Genomic DNA, 6,765 nt, shown 5'->3' on the forward strand with positions numbered 1-6,765 from the left:
CATTAATTTTAAATTTTGTAAACATAACAAACATTTCAACAGTTAAGCCAGACTGACTTCTACGTCCAAATCGCAAAGATAGAATTTTTTCATAAGTTGTCTTTAAATCGTCAACAAATCGAACGTTTGCAGTAGCTTTATAGTCACTAAGCTCTTTCAATTGATCGAAAGTAAAACGGACAGTTTTATCTCCTTTTTCACGCATACGAGATACGATTGAAAAGAACAGATTCATTTCAACCGGTTTAAATTTTCTTAACGGAATTGTATTTAATTCATGGTGGTATTTTACAAGTTCATTTTTAGCCATTTAATCACCTCAAACTTATTATAAGTGACTTTTAATAGAAGTCAAGACCTATAAATATGTCATTCAAACAGACAAAATGACCTTCATAAACAGACAAAATGACCTTCATAAACAGACAAAATGACCTTCATAAACAGACAAAATGACCTTCATAAAGTTTTGTATCCATTGGGAGAGTAAGTATACAGACTTCGGTAAAGAGGTTTAAAAGAGGTTTAAAAAGAGATTATAAAAGAGGGAGGTTCAATTTCCCGCCCAAAATACCTCACTTTTTTCTTCAACCAGGTTCGCGCAAATTTCAAAACTGGGAATCAAAATCAAACACCAAAAAAGGAGTGAGCGAAAAACCCGCTCACATTTTACTTGCAGCGTTCTCTCCGTTCACTCGCTAAGGTCAAAACCTAAAACCGGTAGACAAGGTGGTCTTTGAACTAGCTCTAGGAGCTCGTGAGACGCTCTCTAAGACGTTTTTAGTGGTTTCAAGTAATCTTGTTCATTAGGCGCCTTTCAGGCGGTCAGGGCAAGCCCTAACAACCCTAAAGCGGATATGCTATACTTAATGCCGGCAACTTGCCCCTGATTGGGGGTGTTTCTCTTGATAGATAAAATCTTCACATTGGTTATCGCACCAATTTTTGTTGGGCTAGTCATTGAACTAGTTTCTCATTGGTTAGACAAGAAAGACGATAACTAAGCAAGTTGTCTCTAACCCACACGTTCGCAGTCGCAACGAACGTAAAAAAAGCCAACCCTACTCGCAATAGGGTTGGCTTTTGTGTTTCTCTTGTACAAAATCTTCACATTTCGCACAGTTAGTATAACATGCTTAAAGTTTAAGTTCAAATTTTATAACATGCTCTAAATACCCTCTAAATTTCGTTTTAAGGAGTTTTAATCACAAGGTATACATTTATATTAAAAATGATTTAAAATGCGTTAGAAGAGAAATTAAACACGTTTAAGGACGTTTTAATTTTAGCTCTTTTCTATATCGCTTTAAATCAACGCCTCTCACTGCTTTAAACCTACTTCCGAAAAATGTGACAACTTTAGTCGAAAAATGTGACAAAATCTCAATTGCTCAATCCCTTGCGGGAGTAAGCATTCAAACTACTTTTTTATACGGTATGTTAAATTCTACCCCCATGTTATAAAAGGGGGGTAGAATTTGAAAAGGTGGGCATTCGCCCACCTTACGGCTGTTCATTTCAAAAGGATTTTACGTTGCTAAAAGTTGGTGTGGGGCTCTCGCTACGCTACGCCCCACCAACTTATTACTAGCAACAATCCTTACACTAAACAGCCGTCAATTTCCCAACTTCCAGTCTGCACTATTTTTTACTTGTCTATTTATCATACATTATTTGTTATTTTAAAGCAAATAAATATAGCTATGATAATTTACATAATTGGTTCTTATCGTTTCATAAACTAGATCAACTAGTTCGGATTGCTATAAAATCCTAAAATTTAGCTTATGAAAACCAGGGGTTTGGGGTATACCCCAAGGTGAAAAAGAGTAGAGAACTTTCCTACTCTTTTTTAGGTTATTGGGTAATTACCCAGCGAGTGTATATACACTTGCTATGCTTGCCACAGATAAGCTACTAGGTAGTTCTATGGGCGCATTAAGGGGTACGTTGTTTCAAATACTCAATGACTTCCGTTACTTTAACAAATTCTTTTCTCCAGTCAGCCCATTCAAAAGAATCACTATCTCTAGTGGCATACCAAGTCGTGAAATTAGGGTCATTAAGCAAGTTTTCTAGCTGTTCTAACAATAATTTTGGGACGTTTGACTGAGCCCCATTCGTCTTTGCGAAGTCACCATAAGAAACTGTTACCACAGAAGAATTGATATTCAACGCCTGCTCAATCGCTGCTAGACTACGAAAAAGCCGTTCTGATGGGTCAAATTCATTTCGTAAAGCTTCCAGGTGTCGCAGGGTGGAATTTTTGAAATCACCCGCATAAGTTTCTTTGCGTAGTTTCCCCCGAATGATTTCGGATCCTTCTTCCGAGATCAACACGATTCCTTGCTCGTTTTTTGTGACCACAGCTGCAGGAAGTTGTTTCCGATGATATTTAATTACGTCTTTGGTGACGCCAAATAAATCAGCTAGTTCTGACATAGTGTAATCCATAAGTTAGTTCGCCTCCTCCCCTTATTATACGAAAGCCCACAATACCTACCAACAAAACTCTGGCAAGCGTAGCAAGTGTATATACACTCGCTGGGAAGTTACCCACTACCTAAAAAAAAGAGAAGGGAAGTTCCCTCCTCTCTTTTCCGTTTTTTGAGTATGATCCTGGTTTATTTAATCCAGGATTTTAAAGAATGCTTAATTTGAAAAGTATATATCCTAAAAATAAAAAACTTAAAAAGTTTAAAGGTATAACTAGCCCTAATAGTTTACTAATAGATACAGGAGCTAAAGACCTGTTAACTATATAAAAAGACGAGATACTTGTTATCGTTATACAGGTAAAAAAAAGCCCACTAAAAACTAAATCAATATTTTTTAAAATATTTTGTGAGACAAGAAAAATTAATGTTGGTACATAGGCGTACAATAAATAATTAGATATAGAGATTTTTTTATTGTACATGTTAGTCACCACCTTATTTTGGACAAGCTGCAGAAACTGGAATCCAACCTAAACCAACAGCAGCTCCTGCAACTAGACCTGCAGGCCCACCGAAAGCAGCTCCAATTGCACCACCATAAATTGCAGATAGTGCCACGCCAGATCCTCCTACAACCCAGTCACACATAGTAGCTCTTCTTGAAAGTATATTAACAGGATCACCATTTTTTGTAAATTGTTTATACAATGTTGTTCCAGCTGCATTTTCTGCAGTTAAGGTATATAAAAATCCTGACTCTTTCAGTGTGTAAGCAGTTACGTAATCAGCGCCTATCTCAATTACTCCTATGTCACCATTGTCAGAAAAATATTTTGTATATTGTAGACCTTCATAATAAAATGTGTTTTCTTCAGCAACATGAAACCCACGAAGTACAAGTGAATTCTTTAGAGTATTGTAATCAGTATTAATATTTTGCAACGATTTTATATTTTCAGAATTTATAACAGCATTAGTGTTTTCTTCAGCATTAGCTACTACACTGAAAGCACCAGACAAAAAAATAGACCCCATCATTAAAAGAACTGTTCCTACAAATAATATTTTCTTCATAAAAAAAGCCTCCTATTTAGTTGATTTGAATCAACTAAATTATATATTGATAGCGCTTTCTGAACAATCCTATTTTGCTCTCTTTTTGTTATTTTTTATGTGCAAAAAAAGGATTAATTACATGTTTAGATAAACTATTAATCCGTTGATATTGGTGTCTGTAATCATGACTTCATAATCTTTATAGTGCGTGTGAAAAAAACTTGTCTATCTCCCTACCAAAAATCGATTACTTTTTTCATTAACCAGGATCGCGCAGATTTAAAAACAGAGAATCAAAATCAGAGCACCAAAAAAGCCCATAATCCCTGCCAATAAAAATCTGGCAAGCATAGCAAGGTACATATACCTTGCTGGGTAGTTACCCACTACCAAAAAAAGAGCAGGAAAGCTCCCTACTCTTTTTTTAACTTTGGCATGCTCCAAAAACCTGGTCTATGCACTCAAAATTTTATTTTACTTACCATGTGTGAAAATCACACGTTTATTTACCACGTCCAAGATTGTGATGGGCGATTAGAAACAACTCCAGAACGACTCATTAAAGAAAATAAATCAAAACCTAAAAACATATTATTTCACCACCTATCTGTAATTTAAATGGTATTATAACATAAACTTTTTTTAAAATATTGCAGTGATTGGAGCATTTATATATGACAGACAAAGAATGGTTTAGACGCCGTAAAATAGAAAAATTAGAAAAATATTTATGTTTATTTGTTGTTTTGCTTATGTTATATGGTCTTTTATTCAATTGGCTTTTTTTAATAAGATTCTTCGGTATGGTTATTCTGGTCTCAATAATTGTTAGTATTCAGGAATTAATCCTTTTATTGAAAGAACGTAAAGATAAAAAAGATAGTTAATTCACATATTTCGTATAAAGCTTGGCTAGAAGAAGTTATTTAATCCTCTAGTCGCCATTTATATTGATTTGTTTTAGGATTTTTTAGTATTTTCGTTAAAAGAGTAGTATTTAGGTTTATCTGAATAATACCATTCTTTATCAAAGATAACGTCGTTTTCATTTAAAATATCTATAATTCCTGATGGAATACAGTATCCTTCATCAGATATTCTATGATAATAAATTGTTGTACCACATTGATTACAAAAAGCTCTCTCAGCGATTCCAGTTGAATTATAGATCGATAAATTGTTCTGACTAATAAAAATAGGTCTTGTTAATGAATAAAAAAAGGAAAATCCTGTGCCACCAGTATTTTTTCTGCACATTGAACAATGACAAACACCCATTTTTAAATTAATAAGTTTAACTTTAAATCTAATGTTTTCACATAAGCAAGAACAATCAAATTCATTTTCAGACAAAGAAAGGCACCACCTATTGATAATATTAAATTTATTATAGCATTCTTGCTAGTCAACATAACTGATATACATCAAGTAAATGATTTTTATATAATTAGTAAAAAAGGAGTAATTCAACTATCATGAAAATAATAACATTATGTGGCTCTATGAAATTTATAAAAGTATTTAGAAAAGTAGAAGTAATATTAACTAGGAAAGGTTTTTTGGTTTTAAGTCCAGTGTTTGATGAAGGAATTGAAATATCAAAAGAAGACGCTGAATTGTTTGGAAAATATCATTTCAGAAAAATAGATTTGGCTGATGAAATTTTTGTAATTGATGTTGAAGGCTATATTGGGAAAAGCACAAAAAAAGAAATAGAATATGCTAAATCAAATGATAAACAAATCAGATATTACTCCAAAGAAATAGTTAATAGTTATTTAATGTCTTAGTCGACATAATCGCTATTAACACAAGTAGCCCCTCTATAAGTTGATAGAGGGGCACTCTTTGTGATTTTAAATTGGTCTACCTCTTCTCTACCTTGGAAATGTCGTTAGATAAGCATTCTAATCGCATGTTTCTTTGTGAATTTTAGTAGTTGATTGAATACGTCCACTGTTATTTATTTAATAATCCTGTAGATAGAAAAATTATTCTATTAAAAAAATACTACTGCAAGAAAATAGTTTCTAGCAAATAACGATACCAACGAAATGATTTTTAAATTAATCAATCAACTGCTCTCATTTCTTCCATAACTGCCACCATTTTATTTCTGATACGTGTTCAACTTTATCAGAAATTGGTTGTACAGCAGAATTTTTTTCATTTTCCTGATTTTCTGACGTGAGCGACAATTGTTCCTGGAGCTGTTCAATTTGTCGATTAGCCTGGAGTGTTAATTGTTGCTGCTGATCAATAATTTTTTGCATTTGTTTTATCTGATGATCTTTTTCTCGTAATTGTTCTTGTAAAAATTCGTTTTCTTTTGACAATTGGATATGCAACTCATTAGCAACCTCTGAAAGTTCTTTTTTATCAGTATTTATAGCTTCTTTTTTATTATTAGGTTGCAACATATCTAGCAACTCTTTGTTACCTAGGTTGCTAGCAAGTTGCAATACACCAGAATGTAGTATTACCTTGTATCCTCGTTCATTTTTAGCTAATAAATTGGAATCTAATTTATTCACGTGTTTCGACATAGCTTGCCTGCTTATACCAAATAAATCAGCTAATTCCTTAACTGTAAAGGTTTCTTTGGCTTGCAATTAGGTTGCCTCCTTGGTTGCTTATTGACTGAAAAGATTATTTAAATTGTTTAACAATTCTTTTTTTTCAGTTTCTGGAATAGGTGTAGAAGTTTTATCAGCTAATTCTTTTTCTTTTTCTAAGGCTTCGATTTGCTGAAGTAATTCTAGTTCTCGTTTTTTCTGTTGGATTCGGACTTCTAATGTGGTTGGTTGCTCTTCATAATTTTCTTGCTCCTGTGCTTGTGCTAAGGCTTTGTTTTGTTCTTCTTTAGTCGGGGCATGCTTATTAAAATCATTTGCTTTTTTGATTTCTGGTTTAAACGTGAACTGATAGCCGATAACCGGTTTTCCACGTCCTTTTCCATATTTTTTTTTAATAGCAAGTCCTTTAAAAATAGCGGTGAGTTCTTGACGAATGGGTTTTATAACTCGTTTATCAATATCTGGTTGCTTATAACTTATAGGAATATCTAATAATTCATGGAAATCCTCCTTTGAGAAATAAGCATAGCCCTTGGTTCTAAACTGTTTTAATAAACGAAACATGGTTTTAGCATAACTACTTTGTATTTCGTTAAATTGTTGTAATGAATAACGAACCCATTCATCTAAATCGTTTAATAAAGGCAAAGCTTCTTCAAAAATTTGAATATCTACATAAGGATTTTCATCGTCAC

At 33.2% G+C, this 6,765-nt stretch carries 9 protein-coding genes; 3 read left to right on the plus strand and 6 right to left on the minus strand.

Features of this window, described 5'->3' with window-relative positions:
* Positions 1-310 (minus strand): replication initiation protein (locus IGI80_RS18880; RefSeq protein WP_438724281.1); only part of this gene is annotated, 310 nt, incomplete at its 3' end.
* A 595-nt stretch (positions 311-905) separates the two neighbouring features.
* Here IGI80_RS18880 and IGI80_RS18885 point away from each other — a divergent pair.
* On the plus strand, positions 906-1,004 hold the full coding sequence (locus IGI80_RS18885; RefSeq protein WP_438724282.1) for a type I toxin-antitoxin system Fst family toxin: 99 nt from the start codon (positions 906-908) through the stop codon (positions 1,002-1,004).
* 934 nt (positions 1,005-1,938) lie between these two features.
* Here the strand turns inward: IGI80_RS18885 and IGI80_RS18890 are convergent.
* Both IGI80_RS18890 and IGI80_RS18895 read right to left on the minus strand, forming a co-directional pair.
* On the minus strand, positions 1,939-2,454 hold the full coding sequence (locus IGI80_RS18890; RefSeq protein WP_438724283.1) for a hypothetical protein: 516 nt from the start codon (positions 2,452-2,454) through the stop codon (positions 1,939-1,941).
* A 479-nt stretch (positions 2,455-2,933) separates the two neighbouring features.
* A complete protein-coding gene (locus IGI80_RS18895; protein ID WP_438724284.1) occupies positions 2,934-3,512 on the minus strand; it encodes a hypothetical protein in 579 nt (192 codons plus the stop codon).
* A gap of 656 nt (positions 3,513-4,168) precedes the next feature.
* Between IGI80_RS18895 and IGI80_RS18900 the strand changes: the two genes are divergently transcribed.
* The gene (locus IGI80_RS18900) at positions 4,169-4,381 is read left to right on the plus strand and encodes a hypothetical protein (protein ID WP_438724005.1); all 213 of its coding nucleotides are present in this window, start codon (positions 4,169-4,171) and stop codon (positions 4,379-4,381) included.
* Positions 4,382-4,454: 73 nt separating this feature from the next.
* On the opposite strand, the gene IGI80_RS18905 is transcribed toward IGI80_RS18900, so the two are convergent.
* Positions 4,455-4,847, minus strand: coding sequence for a GFA family protein (locus IGI80_RS18905; RefSeq protein ID WP_438724285.1), 393 nt, complete (start codon positions 4,845-4,847; stop codon positions 4,455-4,457).
* A gap of 122 nt (positions 4,848-4,969) precedes the next feature.
* Here IGI80_RS18905 and IGI80_RS18910 point away from each other — a divergent pair, with 122 nt between their 5' ends.
* Positions 4,970-5,284 (plus strand): hypothetical protein, encoded by a 315-nt coding sequence (locus IGI80_RS18910; protein WP_438724286.1) that lies wholly within the window; start codon positions 4,970-4,972, stop codon positions 5,282-5,284.
* Between the two features lie 294 nt (positions 5,285-5,578).
* On the opposite strand, the gene IGI80_RS18915 is transcribed toward IGI80_RS18910, so the two are convergent.
* Positions 5,579-6,106, minus strand: coding sequence for a DUF536 domain-containing protein (locus IGI80_RS18915; protein WP_438724287.1), 528 nt, complete (start codon positions 6,104-6,106; stop codon positions 5,579-5,581).
* 21 nt (positions 6,107-6,127) lie between these two features.
* Positions 6,128-6,765: RepB family plasmid replication initiator protein (locus IGI80_RS18920; protein ID WP_438724288.1), on the minus strand; the 638-nt coding region annotated here is incomplete at its 5' end.

Origin of the sequence: Enterococcus sp. DIV1420a (assembly GCF_051712165.1) — a bacterium.
Classification (GTDB): Bacteria; Bacillota; Bacilli; order Lactobacillales; family Enterococcaceae; genus Enterococcus; species Enterococcus faecalis.

Bases quoted from the DNA above. Each gene is read 5' to 3' on its own strand.
- IGI80_RS18890 (WP_438724283.1), bottom strand. From the start codon at position 2,454: ATGGATTACACTATGTCAGAACTAGCTGATTTATTTGGCGTCACCAAA.
- IGI80_RS18895 (WP_438724284.1), bottom strand. From the start codon at position 3,512: ATGAAGAAAATATTATTTGTAGGAACAGTTCTTTTAATGATGGGGTCT.
- IGI80_RS18900 (WP_438724005.1), top strand. From the start codon at position 4,169: ATGACAGACAAAGAATGGTTTAGACGCCGTAAAATAGAAAAATTAGAA.
- IGI80_RS18910 (WP_438724286.1), top strand. From the start codon at position 4,970: ATGAAAATAATAACATTATGTGGCTCTATGAAATTTATAAAAGTATTT.